Raw genomic sequence first — 24,827 nt, 5'->3', positions numbered from 1 at the left:
AAAACGCTTTCCAATTGTTTACAATTCCAAAATGATACTGCTTAATCCGGGTAAAATGAGTTTGTTTTCGTCTTTTTTAGCTTCGCCAAAGGAATAAATTACAGTTTGAAATTCTTCGGGTACATCCATTGAAAGTGGCGATTCCCCTAAATTATGCACAACAAATACTTCTTGGTCGTCATGTATTCTAAAAAAAGCCATCAAGGGTTTTGGCAATTCTCCCTCATACAATTTCAGATTTCCAAGAGAGAGTGCTCTGTTGCTGTTTCGGAGTAGGATGATTTCTTTGTAATGGTTAAAATAACTCGTACTCATAGACTTTTGTATGGCTAATGGCGTGACCATGTTATCCTTTGAATAGGTCGGTACAATCCATGTAGCTCTTCCTTTGTCATTTGCTTTCATATCCCAAAGGAACGGTTCCCTGATATGTTCATCGGGTTTTTTGCCAAGCATACCGATTTCTTCTCCGTAATAGAGGTACGGGGCTCCCGGCATCGACATCAGGATATTGATTGCCTGTTTCAGCTTCCTCGGGTTTTCGTCCAATGAATTGAGCAATCTAGGTTGGTCATGGTTGGATGAAAAAGTGGCGTCTATAAATTCATCGGTAATTCCATTATAAAAATCCAACACTTCCTTTTGCTTTTTGGCCAACAGCATTCCATCTTCTTTTTTATAGGATTCGATCAAAGTATAATGGAAATCAAAATTGAACAAGGCAGGCAATCCGGGCAGGTAAGGTGCCACAATTTCTTTTTTATCATAAACCTCTCCTACTAGATATAAATCCGGCTTGATGGCTGTCATTTTACTTCTAAATTCTTTCCAAAATTCATGGTTGTCCAATGGCCTGTCATCAGGAAAAATATGCTTGGCAGCGTCTAATCTAAAGCCATCCACTCCTACTTCCTCCAACCAAAACCGACCGATTTCATATATTTCTTCTCTTACTTTTGGATTGTCAAAATTGAGGTCAGGCATACCGCCATAAAAAAATCCATAATAATAATCCATACCAAATCCGGGGTCATGCCATTGCTTCACATTATCACTATCAAGAGTGATGGTCTTTTTATTGATGTAAGCTGCAATTGTATCTTTTTGAGCCCAGACATAATAATCTCTAAAAGGATTGTCTCTTCCTTTCTGAGACTCTATAAACCAAGGGTGTTTGTTGCTAGTGTGGTTTATTATCAGATCGATCACCACTTTGATGTCATTCTTGTGGGTTTCTTCCAAAAATAATTTGAAATCCTCCATCGTTCCATAATCTGGATGTATGCTTTTGTAATCAGTGACATCATATTTATGATAACTTGGTGAAGCCATGATGGGCATAAACCATATGGCATTTGCACCCAATTCCTTTACATGATCTAATTTCTTCTTGACCCCATTGATATCCCCTATCCCATCTCCGTTGGAATCGTAAAATGATTGGATAAAGATCTCGTAAGTGATTCCTGCATGGGGCCAATGGTTTTCGACTTTTTTTTCTTTATTTCCAGAACAGGATATTGCAGCTAATGTCAAAATCAATAGAATAAATTGGAGTGATCGAATTTTCATAAGGGCTTTTTTAAAATAGAAAAAGTCACCTAAAGTGACTTTTTCTCGGGTTTTGATGGATAATACTAGTTTCTGTTGATCGCGTTGAGCATTTCAAAAGCAAGTTCCAATCTTTTCATAAAGGTTTCTTCGCCTTTTCTCAACCAGACTCTAGGATCATAGTATTTTTTATTTGGACTGTCAGGTCCATCAGGGCTACCTAGTTGAGACTGGAGATAACCTTCATTTGACTTGTAATAATTCTTGATACCTTCCCAGAATGCCCACTGCTGATCTGTGTCAATGTTCATTTTGACAGAACCATAGCTGTTGGCTTCTCTGATTTCGGCTTCGGTTGATCCCGAACCTCCGTGAAATACGAAGAACAATGGCTTGCCTGTTGTTCCGTATTTTTTATTGATATAATCCTGGGAATTTTTCAAAATGACTGGCTTCAAAGAGACATTGCCCGGCTTATAGACACCGTGCACATTGCCGAATGCGGCTGCTATAGTAAACAAATCATCCACTTCCTTGAGGTGCTCATAAGCATAAGCCACTTCCTCAGGTTGGGTGTACAGTTTGGAGCTGTCTACGTCAGTGTTGTCTACTCCATCTTCTTCTCCGCCGGTCACCCCCAATTCAATCTCAATTCCCATTTCAAGCTTCTTGAATTTCTTGAAATATTCTACTGAGATTTCGATATTTTCTTCGACAGGCTCCTCGGATAAATCCAACATATGAGAGCTATACAGCGGCTTTTTGTAAGCTGCATAATAGGCTTTTCCTTCTTCCAAAAGTCCGTCAATCCACGGGAGTAATTTTTTGGCACAATGGTCAGTATGTAAAATTACAGGAACACCATAGGCTTCTGCCATTCTATGCACGTGCAAAGCTCCTGAAATGGAACCTTGAATTGCTCCTATCTGATTTTGATTTCCTAATCCTTTTCCGGCAAAAAACTGACCGCCTCCATTGGAAAACTGTATGATTACGGGAGAGTTGACTTTTTTTGCTGTTTCAATGACCGCATTGACTGTGCTGGTATTGATGACATTGACCGCAGGCATAGCAAATTCACTTTCTTTTGCATACGACAATAGGTCCTTGAGTTCTTCTCCGTACTTAACTCCTGGTTTGAATTTCATGTTGATTTAAAATAGGTTGATTATTTCTTTATAAACCGCTTTCTAAAAACTTGACGGTTATCACTGATTTCAAAGATATAAAGACCTGAGGAAAATTCCTGTATATCGACTTGCAAATTCTTGTCTGTTCCCGAATATGAATCATCCCTCATTACTTTCCCTGTCACGTCCATGATCCTAAAATATACCTTATTCATGGCAGTGGGGAACTCTACAAACAACCTGTCTGTCGCAGGAACAGGATAAATTTTGAATTGCAACGGATTTGGTAACTCCGGGTTGAGGGAAAGAATGGGGTCTTGGAGGATTTCACCTGCCGGTAATGGAAGTTTTTTGTTGGTAAACATCAGGAATTGATTGGCTCTTAACCTGAATGTTCTAGATGTTCCACTCAAGACAAATTCTTCTCCTGTAAAATAATTATACCACGTTCCTGAGGCTGGAAAGGTAAGGTTTGCATTAGCAATATCCGACAATCCAAAATTGCCATAAAGAACCATCTGAAAATCCCCTTCAGTAAGCTTGATACTTTTCAGTGGCTGAGTCAGTTCTAAGGTGGCATTTTGAGGACTATTAAAAGCATTATATTTGCTTTTCAAGTCAATCATTGCTTTATACATATTAAGAAGACGCTGTCTTTCGGGATTGTCAAGGTATTCCCATTTGGTAGGTTTGATTCCTAGCCTATCGTTGTTAAGTTCTAGGTCATATCCAAATTCCTCAAATTGCCATAGCATTTTTGGGCCAGGTATGGAGAAGAAAAATGCCGCCATCAATTGGTTTCTGTTCACGGCATTGCTGAGTTGTCTGATATTCAATGGGGAAGTTTGTCCCCAAGTCAGGGACTCCCACATGGTCCTTTCTTCATCATGACTTTCCATGTAGCCCACCAAAGTATTGTCATTCCAACCTCTTGTTTGATAGAAGCCCCAATCAAAATTTCTTGAATTCCCTTTGGCAATATCCCTAAAGTCAAAATTCATATTCCCCCAAAACATCATGCCATAGTTGGACAGTTCTTTTTCCTCAGTGTTGTCAGCGAAGTGCTCAAGGATAACATATGCATCCGGGTGATTTTCTTTGATTTGGTCATAAATATTCTTCCAGATTGCGATTCGAGTGGGGTCGTATTCTCCAAAGAAACCGACATTGTCGCCTGAATTGACTTGGGTAAAGCCCTTGCTCAGGTCAAACCTGTATCCATCTACTTTGTATTCTGTCAGCCAATAATTATTGACCGAATCCACAAAGGCTTTGGTATAGGTGCTTTCATGGTTAAAGTCATAACCGACATTGAAAGGGTGCTTAGCGACTCTGTTGAGCCAGGGATTATCCAGAGTCGGAGCACCATAATCTCCATCGTTGTATAACCTTACAAATGGTGATTGGCCAAAGGCATGATTCAAAACCATATCTAAAATGACGACAATGCCTCTTTTGTGGGCTTCATCTATCAATTCTTTCAAATGGTTCTTTGGGCCATAAAATTTATCTACAGCAAAAAAGAAAGAGGGATTATATCCCCATGATAGGTTCCCTTCAAATTCCTTGATAGGCATCAATTCGATTGCATTGATTCCCAAACTTTGCAGATAATCCAACCTATCTACAACAGCTTTGAATGTCCTCCTGTCATCAAAATCCCTTACCAGAAGTTCATAAACCACCAATTCCTCCATGGCTGGTTTTTCGTAGTTGAGGTATTTCCATTGGTATTGATCCTGTGCAGTCTGGAGAAAAGTAGCCTGAAACTCAGTTTTTCCTTTAGGATATGGTTTTAGACCGGGATACCTGTTTTGGGAGATGATCTCATCATCATGAAAAGGGTCGGAAACTTTGTCCGCGTAAGGATCTCCAATCCGAATATCTCCATCTATCAAATATTGAAAAATGTACTCTTGCTTCGGAACCAAACCTGTCAATCTGTACCAAAACAATTCTTTGTCAGGAGTTTGGTTCATCTGAAATTGAGGAAGAACCTCCCAATTGTTGAAATCCCCAATCAAGAAGGCATTTTTCTTAAGCGGTGCCTCCAGCACAAATACTACTTCTGTATCTGAGATATAGTTGATCCCTTTTTTCGCCCCTGAAGGTAAAGGTGCTTGCGGGCTTGGGCCGACAACTGTCAGGGTTATCTCGGAAGTATCTTCCTCTCCTGTTTTCGAAGCTTTTGCTATTACATTAAAAGCTCCTTCAGTAATAGCTAAAAAGGTATATGTCAGACTTTCTGCATTCGGGGCCGAAGCCACCTGAACACTATTTATCTCCAGACTCAAATCCGCCTTGTCTGAGGACGCTATTCTTATTTCTTGTGACTCTCCCACTTCAAGTAATTTGGAGGAGGTAGGATTGGTGAAAGTGACTTCAAAACCCTGACTCAGGTTAATAAAAAAATCACCATTTGTCTCGTTCTTTCCTTCTAAAGAACCTGTGGCATTTCTAAAAACCATGCCTAAGCGATATATCGTCTGACCGGACGCTGGTTTGAAAAAGTCGTTTGGTGTGAGTTCCCACTCCCAGATATTAGGAGCAGTTTTGACCATTCTTGCATCCGCATTTGCTGTGCCCCAAGTAAAAGGAACAATGGCCCAAGTAGTGGAGGTAGGACCGGCTACGACCGCACCGATATGGACGTAGACAGGATCAATATCTTTGAGTCCTGTTGTTCCTTTGGTGGCATCGTATATGATTTTTATTTTTTGATCAGCACGAGGAAAAGTGGGTTGAGTGGTTACTTGGGAAAAACCATAGCTCAGGTTCAATAAAAAAAATATTGGTATTAGGATTTTAATTTTCATTGTCGGAAAGTTACTCAAATAAGATACTGATTAATTTATAAATAAAAAGGCTACCGTTACAGTAGCCTTTTAAGAAAGAGGTAATTCTAATTACCCTCCAATAAAGATATATCTTCCATCTAGGGAGTTGAACCACATTTTGTAAGTTCCTGCGACAATTGGAACATTGTCAGGACTTCCTAACTCTGCTCTTCCAGAAATCGGAGTCTTAGCTCCCCAATTGATTGTCCACGCATTATTCGCTCTGAATTTAATTTCGCCATTAGTTACTGTGGCAGTAGTATACCAAAGATGTTTGTCAAAATTAATGTTCGTCATTGCAGTACTATTATCCCATCCACCAGGAGTTGAACTTCCGATAATTCCAACGGTTGGAAAGTAGACATCAGCAGCACCGGTAAAAGGAACCAAAGTAAATGTTTTTGTAGCAAGGTTTAACGTAAATACATAATGTCCAGCAGCTGAAATTACCCAAGCAGGGGGCTCTGTAGCGCCAACTGAGACACCGATACCCGAGTCACCATTTTTGCCCCATTGTGGTTGCCACTGACCCAATTTCTCTAGGACTTTAAATTCTCCCACTGCAAAAAAGCCAGTGTATACATAAAGATCTTTGTTGGCAGGATCGCGGAACAAAGGAGGGTTGTTGTTGTCGTTGTTCCATCCCGGAGGTGCTGCATTGCCTACAATGAATAAATTTTTAAGAATAACAGCATCTTTGTAAGGAGTGATTGAAAGCGTTGTTCCGGCACCGACCAATGGACTCAAACTCCTGTCGATGGTGGTTTTGAAACGGAAATCAACATTTCCAGCAACTTCCGGGTCAAGTCCAGCTGTTACTAATTGCTTATTCAATTCACCTATTGCAACTTTTACTGTTGGAGTTGTGGAACTACCCAACCCAACCACTGTTGCAAAATTGGTACCGCCTCTTGCCATTTCAAGGGCGTAGGTGTAGTTTCCCGGAACACCAAAATCAGGGATAGACGCCTGAAAAAATAAAGTGTCTGCTTTATCCGCTTCTTTAAGAACAATAGCTGAACCTGCTGTAGGACTAGTTAAGGTAGATGGCGTTTGCGGGATAATTGCAGGATCATCTACAGGGCTGCAAGACCACAGGATTAAAGGGAGAATGAATGCAACCCAGACTAATTTTGATAATACTTTCATAGGAATTTGTTTTTGGTATTTATTGTTTCACGTTGGAATTAATTTAATTCAATTTTTCTATTGTAAAATTATATTGTGACCTGCAAGAATATTTCAATCGAATACGATTATCACAATACAACTATGAAATATTACGGAATCAAAAATGTCCAAGCAAATAATCAGTATGGAATTTTTTTACAAATAATTGTGCAAACGAAACCGCAAACGATTGCATGGAAATTATATTTTTTTAGAAAATCCAAGTGAAACCATATAAATTGTGTGAATCAAAAAAAATTATGGTTCTTGAGGCATATTAAATATCCTGAAAACCTATATATTTAAATATTAGAAAAATCTAATTTTTATGAAACTCGGTCAAGCTACTATAAAAGACATTGCCAAAGAACTAAATGTATCTACATCTACGGTTTCAAGGGCATTAAAGGATTATCCTGGTATAAGTGATGAAACTAAACGAAAGGTAAAAGAACTTGCTACCAAGCTAAACTATCGGCCCAATGCCGTAGCTCTCAGCTTAAGAAAGAGTAAATCTTTTACTATTGGGGTAATTATTCCTGAAGTAGTTCATTTTTTCTTTTCTACAGTGATCAGTGGTGTGGAAGAAGTAGCATTCGCAAATGGCTACAATGTTATCCTTTGCCAGACAAATGAGAGATTTACAAGGGAAAAAAGTAGCATTGAGACCATGCTTTCCAACCAAATTGATGGCGTACTTGTAAGTTTTTCAAGAGAAACGACCAACTTTGACCATTTCCAAAAGATGATAGACTTAGAGTTCCCGATTGTTTTTTTTGACAGGATACCAGACTTGAAAAATACCATCAATGTCACTGTCAACGACTATCAAGGAGCTTATAATGCCGTGACACATCTCATTGACCAAGGGTTTAAAAAAATTGTTCACCTATCCGGACCTGTCAATCTCGCGATCTCTAAACAAAGAAAAGAAGGTTATTTGAATGCATTAAGGGATGCAGGTATTCAAGAAGATGAAAAGTGGATTGTAGAATGTCCCTTTGGTACCGAGAAGGAAAGTATATTGATCACTACCGAATTGTTCAAAAACAAGGAAAACAGACCGGATGCCATATTCGCACATCATGATATTGTCGCAGCAGGTGCCATGATGGCGCTCAAAGCCCTTGAACTAAAAATACCTGAGGATGTGGGTGTAGTCGGATTTTCCAATTGGCAATTTTCTTCTATGATCGATCCTCCCCTATCCACGGTTGCCCAGCCTGGATTCCAAATCGGTGAAACTGCTACCAAACTTTTATTGGACCTCATCAACAAAAAGACAGTAATAGATTCCGTTTCGCAGAATGTAGTCTTGGATACGGAATTGTTGGTTAGAAAATCATCTGTGAAAGTCTGATTTTTTCTCCCTTGTGCAATTATTTATGCAATCGTTTGATTATGTCATACAATTCAAAAAACCGCTTTTTGAACAATCCTGGATGATTTTTTTGGCCGATTGGAATTACCAAAGAATTTTATCCTTTCACATAAAATTATAAATTAGACCCCCAACTTCAATTCTTGTGAACAAAAATATCAGGCTATTAATATTTAATAAGCAATTATAAAATGCCTCTACCCACCAATTTATCAAATTCAACTCAAAATCTGGCTATTGGGGACGTTTTGTCCTGGTACGAAAAGCCAAACGGGATCTATGGAAATACTGCGTCAGCAAATTTCGAAATTACTCTTTACAAAGAGGATACTGTACGAATTCAGGTCAGCAGAGAATCCAAATATTCACCAAACCCTTACAGTGTAATATCAGGGCCCGTCCAAATCCAGTTCAACACCTTAGTGGAAAGTGAAAAAATTTGGATCAAAACTTCCCATATCCATATTTCAGTAAACTTGAGTCCTTTTTTCCTTACGTTCTTGACCCCAAGTGGCGAAATTATCAACCAAGATGATCCAGCTTTTGCAGTATCATGGTTGGGAACGGAGGTAAGCAACTATAAAAAAGTGCAACCCAAGGAAAGGTTTATTGGCCTCGGTGAAAAAACGGGGCATCTTGACCGTTCGGGTCGTGCTTTTACCAATTGGAATACGGATTATTTTGCGTACGGGATAGGTGACGATCCATTGTACATGAGTATTCCTTTTTACATTGGAGTTCACAGTGGTCTCGCCTACGGAATATTTTTTGACAATACACATAAGTCTGTTTTCAATTTTGGAGCTTCCAACAACCGATTTATCTATTATTCCGCGGATGATGGAGATATGGATTATTATTTTTTCCATAATGATTCGGTCTCAAAAATTATCAGTTCCTACACAGAATTGACCGGAAAAATGGAAATGCCACCTTTGTGGTCCCTAGGCTTTCAACAATGCCGGTATTCCTATTACCCTGATTCTGAAGTTTTGACTTTGGCCAAGACATTCAGGGACAAAGACATGCCGGCAGATGTCATTTATCTTGACATCCATCATATGGAGAAATATAAAGTTTTCACTTTTGATGGAGAAAAATTCCCTGATCCCAAATCCATGATAAAATCCATAAAGGAGAAAGGGTTCAAAGTAGTGGTCATCATGGATCCGGGAATCAAAACTGATAAAGGCTATCTGCCCTTTGATGAGGGAAAACAAAAGGACCTGTTTGTCAAATATCCAGACAATGAAATTTATGAAGGACAAGTTTGGCCGGGTTGGTGCGCATTTCCTGATTTTACCAAACCGGATACCCGTCAGTGGTGGGCTGAAAAAATGGCTTTTTACGAAGAAGCCGGAGTAGATGGGTATTGGACTGATATGAACGAACCCGCTTCATGGGGTCAATTCACCCCAAATCTGATCAATTTTTCTTATGAAGGAGAAAATGTCAGCCATAGAAAAGCAAGAAACATTTATGGATTTCAAATGGCAAGAAGCGCCAAAGAAGGATGTGAATTGCAACGACCCGAGGAAAGACCTTTTGTATTGACAAGGTCAGGATTTTCAGGAATTCAGCGTTATGCAGCTGCATGGACCGGAGACAATGTGGCGAGCGAGGAGCACATGATGGCAGGCATCAGGTTGGTCAATAGTCTTGGTCTAAGCGGCGTTGCTTATTCAGGATATGATGTGGGTGGTTTTGCCGGTGAAGCGACCAAATCACTTTTTGCTAGATGGATGAGCATAGCTACTTTTTCTCCTTTGTACAGAGCGCATTCGATGATCAATAGCAGTGATGCCGAACCTTGGGCGTTTGGAGAGGAAGTAGAAGAGATTTCAAGAAACTATATGAAATTGAGGTACAGAATGCTTCCTACTATTTACAGCAGTTTCTACAAGAGTACCAAAACTGGTCTTCCTATCGCTCAAAGTCTGGCTGTGGGTTATTCCCATGACAAATATATCTATGAAAGTGCCTATGAAAACCAATACCTTTTTTGTGACAACCTCCTGATTGCACCGGTAGAAAGTCATAAAGAGATCACCAAGGTTTATCTTCCTGCAGGAGAATGGTACTATTTGTTTGATAATCAAAAATATAAAGGAAAGCAGATCGTCTACCAAGACTGTCCACTCAATTACCTCCCAGTATATATAAAAGCAGGCTCGATCCTAGCATTACAATCTGATGTGTCCTATACAGGTCAGTCCCATAATGGAATCCTTGATCTCCATATCTACGCAGGTAAGGAGGCTTCGACCTATATTCACTACGAAGATGATGGCATCAGTCCTGATTATAAAAAAGGAAAGTTTTTGAAGAGGGAAATCATCTGGAATACTGAGCTGAAGACATTGACCTTTTCAAAAACCGAGGGCGATTTCCAAAGTAAATTCCAACAAGTGAAGGTATATTTTCATGGAATAAAAACAGAATCGGTTCTTTATAATGGAAAATTGAAAACACCAGAAAAAGAAGATTTTGCTTTTTTAGGTATGCTGACAGATTTTGATCCTTTACCTGAAAACCGCTTTCCATATTTGGAAATCAAAAATATTTCAACCTTTACCATTCAAAATGTTGCTGAGGCCTTTGAAATCACCATTCAATAACCTATAACCTAAATTTTCCTTAAGATTCTAACCCAAGATAATGCAAGCAATCGATACTAAGCCAAGGCTAAGCTTTTGGCAGATCTGGAACATGAGTTTCGGATTTCTTGGAATCCAATTTGGATTTGCTCTTCAAGGGGGCTTTATGTCACGCATTTTCCAAACACTTGGTGCAGATAAAGATGCAATTCCACTGCTTTGGATCGCCGCTCCGCTTACAGGATTGCTTGTACAACCGATAGTGGGGTACATCAGTGATAGGACTTGGCATCCAAAATTTGGAAGAAGGAAACCATTCTTTCTCATTGGGGCGATTTTTAGTACGATTGCATTGTTTTTCGCCCCGTACTCTTCTGCTTTGTGGATGGCAGCCGGAGCACTTTGGATCTTGGACGCCTCGATCAATATCAGCATGGAACCTTTCAGGGCTCTAGTCGCGGACAAACTTCCGGATAGTCAGCGGTCTTATGGTTTTGTGGTGCAGACATTGATCATCGGTATCGGAACTTGGGTGGCAAGTAACTTGCCTTGGTTGATGACTCAGATAGGTGTCCCTAATACCGCTGAGCCGGGAGTGGTGCCTGATTCGGTCAAATTTGCTTTTGCTATTGGTGCTGTTGTGCTTTTCAGTTCGATTCTGTACACCATATTGACCACAGATGAGTATCCCCCTGAGGACCTTGAGGCCCTCAAAAAAGAAAATGAAGAGAGTAAAGGTTTTTTGAATGGGTTTAAAGAGATCTTTAAAAACATTTTAGGAATGCCAAAAGTCATGAAACAATTGGGGGTAGTCCAGTTCTTTTCTTGGTTTGCTTTTTTTACCATGTGGAGTTTTGCTACTCCTGCCATCACAGAACATGTTTTCAAAGCCACAGATACCACCTCACAGGTTTATAATGATGCGGCTGACAGCGTGGGTAATTATCTCGGTACTTATGGCTTGGTGTCAATGTTTTTTGCCTTAATTCTTGCCTTTGTGACCAGCAAAGTGAAAATAAACAGGAAGATGCTTCATATGTTCAGCTTGATCGCTGGCGGTTTGGGATTTATCATGATATACTACATCTCCGAACCTTGGATGCTTCACCTTAGCTTTGCTTTGGTAGGCATAGCCTGGGCAAGTATTCTGTCCATGCCCTATGCGATGTTGTCCGGTGCTGTCAATCCCAAACAAATGGGTGTGTACATGGGTATTTTCAATATGTTTATTGTGATTCCCCAGATTGTGGCCGCCTTGGGCGGAATCAATTTCTTGTATAAGCTTTTGTTTGGAGAAGAGGTGATCTTTACCATGGTATTGGCAGGATGTTCCTTGATTGTTGCAGGACTGAGCAATATTTTCATTTCCGACCGAAATGCCACCCATGACACATAGAATGCATCGTATTTCCTAAGTTTTCAATACCGCTAACCAAATATTAGCGGTATTTTTGTTTAAAACTGAAGCTTAACTATGAAAAAAATAACCATAACCGGCGTACCCGAGCACTTTAATTATCCATGGATTCAGGTGATAAAAAGACAGCCGTTTTTGGCTCAAGGCATTCAATTGGAATGGGTGGACGAGCCCAAAGGTTCAGGTGCAATGAACACGTCCCTGCGTGAGGGATCCACCGACTTGGCAGTGGTGCTGACTGAGAGCTTTATCAAAGATAAGATTGAGGGTAATCCTGCTTTGATAATTGGTCTCCACGTTGAATCTCCCTTGATTTGGGGAATTCATGGATCAGGAAAATCAGAAATTAAAGACATTTCGGAACTAGGTCACGGTGAATTTGTCATCAGCAGGTATGGCTCAGGTTCCCATTTGATGGCATTTTTATTGGCCAAAAGAGAAGGTTGGGATATGGAAAGCCTTGATTTTGAAGTTGTCGGTGACCTAGAAGGTGCCAAAGAGGCTTTGCAGGATGAAATCCATAAACTTTTTCTCTGGGAAAAATTTATGACCAAGCCATTTGTAGACAATGGGTATTTTAATCGGATTGGAGAAATACCCACTCCTTGGCCTTGTTTTGTCATAGTGGCCAACCCTTCAATTTTAGCCGACTCTCCGGAAGTAATTAGAACCCTGAGGGATTTGGTTTATCTGGAATCTATATCCCTGCTCAATTCACCCGATTACCCAATTCTCCTCAGCGAGACCTACAAAATCAAAATTGAAGACATCAATGCATGGCTAAGGCAAACGAAGTGGGCCAACAGCGGGATGATTTCCAAAAATACAATTCAGGAGACAATTGATATTTTGAAAGATTTGAAACTGATAGAAAAGACGCTTAATCCTGAGGAATTGATCTTCAAATCACTTGTTGGGCTTTATTGACAGTAACACTCTGCAAAAGTAAGATGGCTGTGGTTCCTTCGCCTTTCTTGCTTTCAAGCATCAGTGCGCCACCCATCAAACCTAAAAATTCCTTGCAGAGATTCAATCCAAGTCCTGTTCCTTTTTCTTTGTCTGTCCCCACGCTTGATTCGAGTAGATATACCTGTTGGTTGAGAATAGTGTCTAACTGGATTTCACTCATTCCGAGACCATAATCTTGAATGACAAGTTTGATGAAATCCCCATCTTTTTGGGAATAAATATCAATGTTGGATCCTTTGTTCGAAAATTTGATGGCATTGCTCAGCAGGTTTCGAATAATCAGCTGAAGCAGGTCTTGATCGACAAGTGCAATTTCCTCGATGATATTGATGGTGATGGATATTTCTTTGGAATTGGCCTGGTATTGCAAAAGCTCCAGGCAAGGCCGGATTACCTTTTTGATATTCGTAGGAAGCAATTGAACTTTGAATCCTTCCATTTGGGATTTGGACCAACTCAGGATATTATCAATATTTTCATAAAGGCCGTCCACATTTCTTTTGAGGATATGTGAAATCCCATCAAATTCTTCTTTACTCAATTCTTGGGAATGCAGAAGGTCCAAGACTCCCTTCAACTGGGCTACAGGGCTCTTCAAATCATGTCCAAGGATGGAGAGTATCCTGTTTTTGCTCCTGTTAGATTCTGTCAATTCAGCAGATTTTTTCTGAAGTTCTTTTTTCTGCGCTTCAAGTATAGACCTCTTTTCGACGAGCCTTTTGGTAGTTTCCTTATTCTTTCTAAATATAATACTCATCCAAAACAACAAACCGACTGATACAGCAGTGAATACCAAAAACATGGTCAAAATTTTATTAAAACTTTTTATTTCAACTTCCTTTAATTGGTTTTGAACTTTTAGGTAGTTGATCTCAGCGTCTGATTTTTCGACTTCAAACTTGGCCTGTAACATTTCCATTCTTTCCCTGTTTGAAGCCGCTTCTCTTTCTGCATTGAGTTCAGTAAAGGCTTTTTGATATTGAAAAGCCAAAGGAATATTACCCTTTGCATCATAAATCATGGTGAAAGTTTTATAAGTTTCCACCAATTCATCCAAAAACCCGTTTTCCTTAGAAATCTTTAGTCCTTGGGTAAGATACTCTAATGCTTTGGACGTATTTCCGTCGATAAAATAGGCGTTTCCCAATCTATGCAATACTGAAGCTTGGGAGGTCTTGATCTGCTGTGGGTTGGAAATTTCGAGGGAATGCTCATAACTTTCAATGGCCTTACCGACATCTCCCCTACCAAGATGGATGTCACCAAGCACCCTATGTGTAAAAGTGATAAAATATTCTTCACCAAATTTTTCATTGGATATTATCGCATCATTCGCAAACAATAAAGCAGAATCCAATTCACCTTTTAGGGTATAATTTAGGGCGAGATTGTTAAGACTCCGGATGATTAAATAGGCATCGTTTTCATCTTGTCCATATTTATATGCCTCTTTAAAATTCTTGATGGCCTCATCATAATAATCCTGACGGTAATAAAGAGATCCTAGGTTATTCAAAGCCATTCCTAACTCAGTTTTATATCCCTTGGCCAAAGCAATCAAATAAGATTCTTTGGAATAGCGGAAGGCTTTTTCCCAAATCCCAAGTCTAAAATAAACCCACCCAAGATTACCTTTTGCCCTACTCATTTGAAGGCTGTCCTTGAGTTCACTTGCCAAATCTTCTGCCCTTTGACCCCAAACCAAAGCCTGCTGCAAATCTTTTTCTCTGGTAAGAAATGTAAGTTTGTTCAAAGCATTAACCCTGTCTTCACGGGAAACCTGATGGGAAAGAAGCCTGTTTAAACTGTCCATCTCATCATTTTGGGCACAAATTTCCCCAAACAAAGAGGAAAAAAGTAAAATAAGCACAATTGATTTTTTCATTAAGAAAAATTGTTTTCGGGTGTGTAAAACAGCGATAATATTAACAAAAAAAGATGAACTACCAAATTATTTATTTTATCATTTTCCTTTTGGTCTATATGCAATAGGATCAGGAGGTGTTACAGGATAATTGATAGCAAATCCATCATTTCCAATCTCACCTAAAACCCTTAGCCCTGCCACATGGGGTGTTGCCATGGAAGTACCGGATAAATACCTATACCTCCCTCCAATGTTGGTAGAGTATACATTGACTCCCGGGGCAGCAAATTTGATCGGGAATCCATAATGAGAAAACCAGGCAAACCGGTCAAGTGCATCGATCGCTGAGACTGTGATTGTAAAATTTCCTGAAACTCTCGCAGGACTGAATGAATTGGCAGGAAGATTCGAATTGCCGGAAGCGATTACCATCCATATTTTTTTGCTTTCCGAAGCATTAAGCACAGCATCATCCAAAGCCCTGCTGCTATCAAAACCTCCAAAACTCAAATTGGCAACATCTCCGGGAATTCCAACTTTTCCAACATGATCAATTCCTGCTATCATACCTGAATATGAATACTGAGCGAAAGGACCGAAAAATATTTTAACCGGTACTAAATCAACCCCTGCCGCTACACCTACTACTCCAATGAAATTATCCAAAGCACCAATAGTTCCTGCCACGTGTGTACCGTGACCGTGTTCATCTACAAAGCAAAGCTTTGGATCGATTGGATGATAGGCATCAAAAGCTTTTTCGACACATACATTCAGATCCGGATGGTCTAGTTGGATTCCTGTATCCACCACAAAAACGGAGTTTTTACCTTTGTAAGTAAATGGCCCTCCCACCCTTGTAATCCCCCAAGGAACAATCTGTGTGTTGACCGGGTCAGTATTGCCTTTTACGGCAATGCTTTCTGTAAGAGGTCCAAGAGCACCACCTCTATCCTGTTCAACATATTTCACCAAAGGATCCTTTTTTATTTTTTCCAATTGGTCCTTATCCAATTTGGCGCAAAATCCATTCAAAACTGAAGAGTAAACCCGCTGTATATTGTCTTCTGATATCCTGTATGTGGATAATAAATTAACAACTTCCTTCCTCATAGATAAATCCATTGATTGGACATCAGTTTGGATTAATCTGCTTGAGATCTTTTCCTCATGAAAAACAACAATGTATTGATCCTCAATAGGTATAGTAGGTACAAATGATGTAAATTCTAATTTCTGGGGTGGCTCCAAATCCATGGTTTCATCCTGCGAACAGGAGAAAAACAGAAGAAATGCAAATATGGTTAGATTTGAGAAAGTCGGAAAAGACCTCATAAATTATATTTTGTTATTTATTTAGGATTAATTTACCAAAAATGTGATGATTTTTTTTATATCTACAGGATCACTGGGATTAAGTTTATTTTCTTTTAAAAATTCCTTCAATTCATCATTGCGGTTTCCTGCCCATTCTTTCAATCCTGCACTGTTTGTTTTGATTTCTGTGGTCTGCATCCCCTTCAGTATAAAGTACTTAATATCATGACGGAAGGTGTCATATTGGGGACCGGAATACCCATCCCGTTGACTGCTAGGCCTTATCAAAGTCTTTTTGTGCGAAGCTATATATTTTTCACCTTCTTTTTCAAACAGTATCTCTACTACTTGGGGTTTGCCCTGAAGGTATTCTATTCTGAAATTCCTTACTTCCTCTCCGGGTATCTCAATCCATTTCCAGTTGCGCAATAACAAGGGCTCAGAATCTTCTCCACCTGTCTGAATATACACTTCGTTCTTTTCCAACAGAATATTGAAAGGAATCTCGCTGTAATCTTTTCCTCCGTCAAGTCCGATTTTGCCCAAAGGGGGAACATCAAATAAAAAAGGAGTGCCCTTCAAACCATCACTTTTAGGGTTAATTCTGAATGTGCCAAGGTATTGTTGATTCTGACTATTTAAGGAAGTATTGGTCTGACTTTTTGCAAAAGGTATATAACCCAAACCAAGAATAAGTATAAAAAGGAAAGTTGTGAAACGCTTCATGATGGATATTGGGGATGAAAGACAATCCAAATTAACTAAACTATTCCCAATTATAAAATACTTCCGCTCTCCGATTATATAATTACTTTTGCAGCATGAAAGAAACCATCCTCTCTCTCTCCCCGCAGCATTGGGAAGATTATGAACTGATTGATACCGGTGGATTTGAAAAACTGGAAAGGTTTGGAGATTATATCCTCAGCCGACCGGAACCACAGGCAATCTGGGACAAAAGTCTGGATGAAAAAGAATGGAGGGAATTGGCTCATGCCCATTTTGCGAAGGAAAAAAACAATCCAGAAAAAGGGCAATGGAATGAACTGAAAAAGATTCCACACAATTGGCAAGTCAGCTACAAAAATCCGGATGGACTTAAAATGAAACTCAATCTTGCCATGACTTCTTTCAAACATATCGGGCTCTTTCCCGAGCAAGCGGTCAATTGGGATTATATAGCTGATACGCTGAAAAGCTTTCCCATAAAAAATCCTAAAGTCCTTAATCTTTTTGCTTATACGGGAGCTTCTTCCGTTGCGGCCAAAGCCTGCGGTGCAGATGTCACGCACTTGGATTCTGTCAAGCAGGTAGTCACATGGTCTAAGCACAATATGGAATCTTCCGGTCAGGATGGTATCCGTTGGATCGTGGATGATGCGATGAAATTTATCAGGAGGGAAGTCAGGCGGGGAAATAAATACCACGGCATTATTTTAGATCCACCGGCCTATGGACGTGGCCCCGATGGAGAAAAATGGATTTTGGAAGAACAGATCAATGAAATGCTCAAACTCTGTGCTGAGCTTCTAGACCCCGAGCATCACTTCCTCATCCTGAATATGTATTCCCTAAGCTTCAGCTCGATGATTGCTGCCAACCTTGTCAAATCCAACTTCAAAGATGTCAACAATGCCGAACACGGAGAGTTATACCTTGTAGATAGATTCAAAAAGAACCTGCCGCTGGGGATTTTCTTCAGGTTTAGGAGTGGAATCTAAAGGTTGTAATTGTTCTAGTTGTTGTAATGGTTGTAGTGGTTGTCAGGTTCTCGGGTTGTTAAGTTCTCGGGTTGTTAGGTTCTCGGGTTGTCAAGTTTATGAGTTCTTACTTGGTTCATTGTACTTGGTACTTGGAACATGGTTCAATGAAAATGTTGTCTGCTTCGCATTGTCATTGTTATCAGGTTCTAGGCTTTTCAAGTTTAGGAGTACTTACTTGGTTCATTGTACTTGGTAAATGGTACAATTTTCTCGTTTCTTGATTCTCGGCTCTAAGTCTTGCATCTTGTGTCTTACGTCTTGTATCTTAAAAAATGAATAACCGCCAACTTTTCCTTTCTATCCTCGCACAGACTACTGACTTTCCTTTGATGATAGAAATCGAAAAGGCAGAAGGAATCTACATGTACGGGCCGGATGGAAAAGTATATATGGACCTGATTTCAGGAATAGGAGTCAGCAATATCGGTCACCGCCATCCGAAAGTTCTCGAGGCCATCCAAAATCAGTTGGACAAATACCTTCACCTGATGGTTTATGGAGAATATGTACAAAGTCCTCAGGTTCAATTGGCTAAAGCACTTTGTGATACCCTTTCCGGGCACCTTGACAATGTCTATTTTGTCAACTCAGGTAGTGAAGCGGTAGAAGGCGCATTGAAATTGGCGAAGCGCTACACCAACCGCCGGGAAATCATATCCTGCGTCAATGCCTACCACGGTTCTTCCCATGGGTCACTTTCTGTCGGTGGCAATGAAATCTTCAAAAGAGCCTATCGTCCGCTCTTGCCGGGAATCAAAAATGTGGTTTATGGGAGTTTTCACCAACTCAATCAAATCACAGAAGATACGGCCGCTTTCATCGTCGAGACCATTCAGGGAGAAGCCGGAATCATGGTAGCCTGTCCAGATTATTTTCAGGCTTTACGCAAAAAATGTGATGAGACGGGGACCTTATTGATTTTGGATGAGATTCAGGCGGGATTTGGGAGAACAGGCAAATTTTGGGCATTTGAGCATTTTGGTATTGTACCTGATATATTGGTCTGTGCCAAAGGAATGGGCGGAGGCATGCCTATCGGTGCTTTTATAGCCAATAAAGACGTGATGGGCGCATTCAAAAACAATCCATTGTTGGGTCATATCACGACATTCGGTGGTCATCCGGTTTCGGCAGCCGCTTCATTGGCCACGATAAAAGTTATTCAGGAAGAAAAGCTTTTGGAACAAGTCGAGCAAAAAGCAAATCTTTTCAAAAAACTTCTTATTCATCCCAAAATCAAATCCATCCGCAACAAAGGGCTGATGATGGCCGTGGAGTTTGAATCTTTCGAAGTCCTTAAACCAATCATCGACAGGGCAATCGAAAATGGAGTCATTACCGATTGGTTTCTTTTTTGCGATGATGCCATGCGGATCGCACCACCTTTGATCATTACCGAGAAGGAAATAGAAAAAGCCTGTGGGGTGATTTTGGAGGCGATTGAGGGGGGGAGTTGAGGGTTGGAGGGGTTATAATTGTTTTAGTGGTTGTAATTGTTGTAGTGGTTCTAGTGGTTGTAATTGTTGTCAAGTTGTCGCGTTTTCGAGTTGTCAGCTTCGCATTGTCTGGTTATCATTGTTTTAGAGTAATCAAGTCTTGCATCTTGTGTCTTGCATCTTGTGTCTTATTTATGATAATTTTACATTTATCACCTCTTGAAAAATTCCCCACCCATCAATAAACCCATGAAAAAAATCCTCATTGCCCTAACGGTACTTTTTGTACTGTTCTTTATCGGATTTCAGGCAGTCAAATTCAGCTTCAAACCAAAATATAACGGCGAAATCAACATGCCTTCCATGTCCGCGGAAGCGGAAGTCTATTTCGATGATTTTGGTGTTCCCCATATCTATGCGGCCAATGCCGAAGATGCCTACCGCTCCTTGGGCTATGTCCATGCACAGGACAGGCTTTTTCAGATGGAAATGATGCGCCGTGTAGGAACAGGCACTTTGGCGGAACTCTTGGGTGCCGATTTGGTGGAAGTGGATAAATTTTTCAGGACTTTGGGTATTCCCAAACATGCTGCTTGGAGCACCGAAGAGTGGAACAAAGCCGGGAATTCAGAATGGAAATCCGCCACCGAAGCCTATATCGAAGGTGTAAATCATTTTATCCGACATGGAAAAATCCCCATTGAATATACCCTCTTGGGATCAGAACCGAGGGAATTCACCATCAATGACATCCACGCCATCACGGGATATATGTCCTTTACTTTTGCCATGGCGATGAAAACAGACCCTTTGGTCACCAAAATGGCCCGCACCTTGGGTCTGGAATATATGAAAATGGTATCTGTCCATACTTTGCCGGAGCACCATGTGATCCCCAACAATTACCCCAAAAGAGATTCCATCACCACAGACCTTGTCATAGAAAATTCCCTTTCTGCCCTATTGGAAAAGTTGCCCGTTCCCCTCTTGGAAGGCAGCAACTCTTGGGTGATTTCGGGAAGCAGAACGGCTTCCGGTGAAGTACTGTTCTGTAATGATACCCACATCGGGTTTGCACAGCCATCTGTTTGGTATGAAGCCCATCTCGAATATCTCGGTTTCAGCTATTACGGCAACAACTTGGCGGGAATGCCTTTTGGTTTGGTTGGACATACACGCCACCACAGTATTGGACTGACGATGTTTGAAAACGACGATCAGGATTTTTTTGAAGAAAAACTCAATCCCAACAACCCCAACGAAATCATTTACGGAGAGGAATTTAGACCATTGACATCCAGAACAGAAACGATTCAAGTCAAAGATTCAGAACCCATTTCCTTTGAAATCAAAGAATCCATCCACGGTCCGATTATGAATGAAGTCCTTCCCGAAATCGGCAAACTGACTCAAAATCCTGTGGCTTCGTGGTGGGTTTATGTACTCGAGCCAACGGTTGCCTTAGAAGCAACATGGAAGATGGCTAGGGCCAAAAACATACAGGAAACCGAGGCTGCAGTCCGCATGATCCACGCCCCCGGACTCAATGTCATGTATGGCGACAAGGCCGGAAACATTGCTTGGTGGGCTACCGCAAAATTGCCCATTAGACCAAACCATGTCAACAGTAAGATCTTCTTGGATGGCAGTAACCCTGCCGACGAACCGACAGGATGGATCCCATTTGAGCAAAATCCCATGAGCATAAATCCTGCCTCAGGTTTTGTGGCTTCCGCCAATAACCAACCGGATACCCTTTCCAACGGGACTTTCTTCCCGGGCTACTATTATCCTGGCGACCGTTGGGACAGAATCTCCAAAACCGTTACTTCCCGAAACGATTGGGCCCAAGAAAGTATCAAGGCACTCCAATTGGAAGCCATTAACGAAAACCACCCCATCAATGCCAAAAGCATGTTGGCTGTCGTGGATTTAGCCGCGTTCAAAGGCTTTGAACCTGTACAAGAGGCCATCGAAAACTGGAACGGCAGCCATGACCTGGAATCCATCGCTCCTACTTTTTACTACAAATGGCTGTACCACACCCTCCATGGCATGATGGCGGATGAACTTGGGGAAGATGATTTTCAAAATTTCATCAAAACATTTATGTACATCCGAAGTGTACCGACCCTGATCAGAACCGATAATTCTCCTTGGTGGGACAATTCCAAAACCGAAGCAAAGGAAAGCAAGGCCGAAATTGTCAAAATCGCTTTAGGAAAAACCCTCTCGGAACTCAGCGAACAATTGGGTACCGACAGTGAAAAATGGCTTTGGGAAAAAGTCGTCGTTCTCGAACACCCTCACCCTCTTGGTGCCAAAAAACCTTTGGACAAAATCTTCAACGTCAAAGCCCCCGCCGTCACCGCCAATGAGGAATCGGTCAACAAACTACCATTTACCCTCAATCCTGATGGCATCTACAAAGTCAATGTCGGTCCTGCCATGCGAATCATCATAGATTTTGCAGACGTAGAAGCGGCAGAATCCATCCTTCCCACCGGTCAGAGCGGCAACCTTTTCAGTCCCCACTACTCCGACCAAGCCGTCCTATACGCCACCGGCAAATACCGCCCGATGCTGATGAACGAGGAGGTGATTAAAGGTGGGGGGAGGAGGTTGGTGGTGAGACCGTAGGGAGGGGGATTTGTTGGGGTGGTTGTAATGGTTATAATTGTTGTATTGGTTATAATTGTTGTAGTGGTTGTAATTGTTGTAGTGGTTGTAATTGTTGTTGGGTTGGGTAACCGTAAACCTGAGTATTCAAAATTTTTAAAAAAATGTTCAGAAAAGGTAATAACATTTGGTTTCCCCGTCATCCTGAAGGAGGAACAGCCTGTCCCGTTTTCTTCGGGAACTGAAGGATTTTATTTTATAGGTGAGACCCTTCGCTTCACTCAGGGTGACGCCTCCAAAATCTGTCTTTGGTAACCGCAGCCTGCGAAGGTGAAGAATCTCCCTTAACTGAGACACTTTTCCTATACTGTTGTTGGAATCAGTTTGACGACCCCGATATTCTTCATTGGTAGTGAAGCGAAGCATCTCAATTATCAATTGTGTAGGTTTATTAATATCAAGTTTCAAGTTAATAATCTGCGTCTAGGTTCTTGTTTCCATTTTGTTTTCGAAGAATCAAATCTTTTGTCTATTGTCTTGCATCTTGTTTCTACTTGAAGAAATAATTTTATTGATTAACTATTAATTGAGTCAGGATTGATTAATTTAGGCAATTGCTCATTTCAAACATTTGTCAAATGAAAAGCTATCAGGACTTGGATATCTATAAAATTTCATTGGAGTTGTTTTTTGAAACACATCGATTCAGTCTGAAGTTACCTTCTTATGAGAAATACGAATTGGGTAGTCAGTTGCGAAGGTCGTCTGACTCAATCAATACCAATATCATGGAAGGATATGGAAGAAAGTCCTACAAATAGGATTTTATCAAATTCTTGGTTTATGCGCATGCAAGCAACCTCGAATGTCATAACCATCTGGAAAAATTAAAGATTCTATATCCTGAGCATGACGCAGAAGTTCAATTGATACAAGAAGAATATAGAAAACTTGGTGTCAAAATCCACAATTTCATTGAATACGTAAAAACGAATTGGAAAACATAACCTAAGAAAAAACCAAAAACCATCAAATTAACGGACTCCCACAACAATTACAACCATTACAACAACTAGAACAATTACAACCTTTACAGCCACAACCATTACAACAACTAGAACAACTAGAACCATTTTACCAATGAAATCCAAACCAACAAAATCCTACCAAATCTCCAAATCAGAAAACGAATGGAAGCAGGAACTTGATCCTCAAGCCTACCATGTTTTGCGAGAAAAAGGAACAGAAAGACCTTTCACTGGGCAGTATTACCTTAACAAAGAAACCGGAATCTACGAATGCCATGCCTGTGGCAACGAAATTTTTCATTCCTCTGCCAAGTATGACAGCGGTTGCGGGTGGCCGTCCTTCACCGAATCGGTCCGACCTGATGCGATCGACGTGCACATGGATTATACCCATGGCATGATTCGGGAAGAAATCCTCTGCGGCAAATGCGGCGGGCACCTCGGACACCGATTTCCCGATGGCCCAAGAGACAAAGGCGGCATTCGCTATTGCATCAACTCAGTAAGTATGGGGTTTAAAAAGTTGTAATTGTTGTAGTGGTTGTAATTGTTATTGGGCAATCAAGTCTTGGATCTTGTGTCTTGAATCTTGTGACTTATTTTTTTGTCTGCTGCGCGTTGTCGGGTTGACCATCCTTCAGATTGAAGCGAAGAATCTCAGTTTTAGTTGTTGTAATTGTTCTAGTGGTTGTAGTTGTTCTAATTGTTGTTGGGGAAACAAGTCTTGATTCTTGTGTCTAGCATCTTGCATCTATTTTTGTTGTCCGCTTCGCGTAATCAAGTTGTCCATAGATACCTTAGAAGTAATTACCACAGGCTAAACCGGGAAAAAATAAAACCGGGTTCTTAACCAATTTTAAGTCTTGAAAAAGTACAACTCATAAAATTACCGGAATAATTATATGGTTTCTTGGAAATTGGTCAAAAGTTAACGAATGGTGGGGGAGGGTATAACGGAAGGTAGGGGGAAGGTGCGGAGAAGGTGGGGAGGAACTGGGGGGAAATAGGGCCGTTTTTGAGATTTTTATTGCATTATTTTTTACAGAATTGACCTTTTCTAAGGAATTGGAGATTGAATTTTTCGGAGAAATTGGTAAGTTCTCAACGTGATTTTTTGAAATTTTTGTCGGGTGGTCAGTTTTCTGCTTCGCGTTGTCAGGTAATCGGGTTTCAAATTATCTGCTGCGCGTTGTCGGGTTGAGTACCGTCATTCTGAGTGAAGCGAAGAATCTAAGTTTTAGTGGTTGTAATTGTTCTAGTCGTTGTAATTGTCGAGGAATCAGTCTTGGACTTTGTGTCTTGAATCTTGTGTCTATTATTAAGTCTTGATTTTTGTGTCTAGCATCTTGTATCTTTTTTTTTGTTTGCTATGCGTTGTCATTGTTATCAAGTTGTCGAAATCCGACATTAAAAATTCATCATTCTTAATTCTGAATTTCCAAAGTCTTGAATCTTGTGTCTTATATCTTGTATCTAGTCAACGCCAAATTCCCCCTCCCCCCTACCGAATTTTCCCCAATCTCCGCCAAATTCTAATTTTTAAAGAATTATTTATAAAGTGTTTTTAATTTCAAAAGATATTTTCTAATTTTAAAATACTTGAAATCAAAGTATTAGCCAAACAGATTTTTGTATTCAAGTCTCTAAACATCCTGAAAAGGATAAAAATCCTGGTAGTTTTTTGTGATTAGCCAAACAGCACAGATCCCTGCCCATATTGAACCGCACCAATTAATCATTTTTAA

16 protein-coding genes and 1 pseudogene are annotated in these 24,827 nt (G+C 40.5%); 9 read left to right on the top strand and 8 right to left on the bottom strand.

Features of this window, described 5'->3' with window-relative positions:
• Nucleotides 1-18: 18 nt before the first annotated feature.
• The 4 genes from M3O96_RS11965 to M3O96_RS11950 all read right to left on the bottom strand — a co-directional run bounded on the left by M3O96_RS11965 (nucleotide 19) and on the right by M3O96_RS11950 (nucleotide 6,667).
• Nucleotides 19-1,572 carry an alpha-amylase family glycosyl hydrolase gene (locus tag M3O96_RS11965; protein ID WP_249720827.1) on the bottom strand — a complete coding sequence of 518 codons (1,554 nt, stop codon included), beginning with the start codon at nucleotides 1,570-1,572 and terminating at the stop codon, nucleotides 19-21.
• Nucleotides 1,573-1,637: 65 nt separating this feature from the next.
• The gene (gene fbaA / locus M3O96_RS11960; RefSeq protein WP_249720826.1) at nucleotides 1,638-2,699 is read right to left on the bottom strand and encodes a class II fructose-bisphosphate aldolase; all 1,062 of its coding nucleotides are present in this window, start codon (nucleotides 2,697-2,699) and stop codon (nucleotides 1,638-1,640) included.
• Between the two features lie 20 nt (nucleotides 2,700-2,719).
• Nucleotides 2,720-5,497: an alpha-amylase family glycosyl hydrolase gene (locus M3O96_RS11955; protein ID WP_249720825.1), complete on the bottom strand. Its 2,778-nt coding sequence runs from the start codon at nucleotides 5,495-5,497 to the stop codon at nucleotides 2,720-2,722.
• Nucleotides 5,498-5,587: 90 nt separating this feature from the next.
• Nucleotides 5,588-6,667 carry a SusE domain-containing protein gene (locus tag M3O96_RS11950; RefSeq protein WP_249720824.1) on the bottom strand — a complete coding sequence of 360 codons (1,080 nt, stop codon included), beginning with the start codon at nucleotides 6,665-6,667 and terminating at the stop codon, nucleotides 5,588-5,590.
• A 349-nt stretch (nucleotides 6,668-7,016) separates the two neighbouring features.
• Between M3O96_RS11950 and M3O96_RS11945 the strand changes: the two genes are divergently transcribed.
• From M3O96_RS11945 to M3O96_RS11930, 4 genes are all read left to right on the top strand, one after another.
• Complete coding sequence (locus M3O96_RS11945; protein ID WP_249720823.1) at nucleotides 7,017-8,048, top strand: LacI family DNA-binding transcriptional regulator; 1,032 nt, start codon at nucleotides 7,017-7,019, stop codon at nucleotides 8,046-8,048.
• Between the two features lie 212 nt (nucleotides 8,049-8,260).
• Nucleotides 8,261-10,687, top strand: a complete 2,427-nt coding sequence (locus M3O96_RS11940) for a glycoside hydrolase family 31 protein (protein ID WP_249720822.1) — start codon at nucleotides 8,261-8,263, stop codon at nucleotides 10,685-10,687.
• Nucleotides 10,688-10,727: 40 nt separating this feature from the next.
• Nucleotides 10,728-12,062, top strand: a complete 1,335-nt coding sequence (locus M3O96_RS11935; protein WP_249720821.1) for an MFS transporter — start codon at nucleotides 10,728-10,730, stop codon at nucleotides 12,060-12,062.
• A 78-nt stretch (nucleotides 12,063-12,140) separates the two neighbouring features.
• Nucleotides 12,141-13,010, top strand: coding sequence for a type 2 periplasmic-binding domain-containing protein (locus tag M3O96_RS11930; RefSeq protein ID WP_249720820.1), 870 nt, complete (start codon nucleotides 12,141-12,143; stop codon nucleotides 13,008-13,010).
• Here M3O96_RS11930 and M3O96_RS11925 read toward each other — a convergent pair.
• The 3 genes from M3O96_RS11925 to M3O96_RS11915 all read right to left on the bottom strand — a co-directional run bounded on the left by M3O96_RS11925 (nucleotide 12,985) and on the right by M3O96_RS11915 (nucleotide 16,962).
• On the bottom strand, nucleotides 12,985-14,937 hold the full coding sequence (locus M3O96_RS11925) for a tetratricopeptide repeat-containing sensor histidine kinase (RefSeq protein ID WP_249720819.1): 1,953 nt from the start codon (nucleotides 14,935-14,937) through the stop codon (nucleotides 12,985-12,987). The two genes, M3O96_RS11930 and M3O96_RS11925, sit on opposite strands and share 26 nt — an antisense overlap.
• Before the next feature lie 78 nt (nucleotides 14,938-15,015).
• Complete coding sequence (locus M3O96_RS11920; protein ID WP_249720818.1) at nucleotides 15,016-16,254, bottom strand: S8 family serine peptidase; 1,239 nt, start codon at nucleotides 16,252-16,254, stop codon at nucleotides 15,016-15,018.
• A gap of 27 nt (nucleotides 16,255-16,281) precedes the next feature.
• Nucleotides 16,282-16,962: a hypothetical protein gene (locus M3O96_RS11915; protein WP_249720817.1), complete on the bottom strand. Its 681-nt coding sequence runs from the start codon at nucleotides 16,960-16,962 to the stop codon at nucleotides 16,282-16,284.
• A gap of 95 nt (nucleotides 16,963-17,057) precedes the next feature.
• On the opposite strand from M3O96_RS11915, the gene M3O96_RS11910 reads away from it, so the two are divergent.
• From M3O96_RS11910 to M3O96_RS11900, 3 genes are all read left to right on the top strand, one after another.
• Nucleotides 17,058-17,957 carry a class I SAM-dependent methyltransferase gene (locus M3O96_RS11910; RefSeq protein WP_249720816.1) on the top strand — a complete coding sequence of 300 codons (900 nt, stop codon included), beginning with the start codon at nucleotides 17,058-17,060 and terminating at the stop codon, nucleotides 17,955-17,957.
• Nucleotides 17,958-18,271: 314 nt separating this feature from the next.
• Nucleotides 18,272-19,456, top strand: coding sequence for an aspartate aminotransferase family protein (locus M3O96_RS11905; RefSeq protein WP_249720815.1), 1,185 nt, complete (start codon nucleotides 18,272-18,274; stop codon nucleotides 19,454-19,456).
• Nucleotides 19,457-19,684: 228 nt separating this feature from the next.
• The gene (locus tag M3O96_RS11900) at nucleotides 19,685-22,075 is read left to right on the top strand and encodes a penicillin acylase family protein (protein ID WP_249720814.1); all 2,391 of its coding nucleotides are present in this window, start codon (nucleotides 19,685-19,687) and stop codon (nucleotides 22,073-22,075) included.
• 147 nt (nucleotides 22,076-22,222) lie between these two features.
• Here the strand turns inward: M3O96_RS11900 and M3O96_RS11895 are convergent, their stop codons facing one another.
• Nucleotides 22,223-22,480: a hypothetical protein gene (locus M3O96_RS11895; RefSeq protein ID WP_249720813.1), complete on the bottom strand. Its 258-nt coding sequence runs from the start codon at nucleotides 22,478-22,480 to the stop codon at nucleotides 22,223-22,225.
• A 212-nt stretch (nucleotides 22,481-22,692) separates the two neighbouring features.
• On the opposite strand from M3O96_RS11895, the pseudogene M3O96_RS22120 reads away from it, so the two are divergent.
• Nucleotides 22,693-23,061 (top strand): annotated as a pseudogene (locus M3O96_RS22120) (four helix bundle protein).
• A 133-nt stretch (nucleotides 23,062-23,194) separates the two neighbouring features.
• Nucleotides 23,195-23,611: a peptide-methionine (R)-S-oxide reductase MsrB gene (gene msrB / locus M3O96_RS11885; protein WP_249720811.1), complete on the top strand. Its 417-nt coding sequence runs from the start codon at nucleotides 23,195-23,197 to the stop codon at nucleotides 23,609-23,611.
• Nucleotides 23,612-24,827: the final 1,216 nt, after the last annotated feature.

Origin of the sequence: Aquiflexum sp. TKW24L (assembly GCF_023502205.1) — a bacterium.
Taxonomy (GTDB): Bacteria; Bacteroidota; Bacteroidia; order Cytophagales; family Cyclobacteriaceae; genus Cognataquiflexum.
Note: the sequence above shows the minus strand (reverse complement) of the source record. Positions and strands in the feature narration are given on the sequence as shown.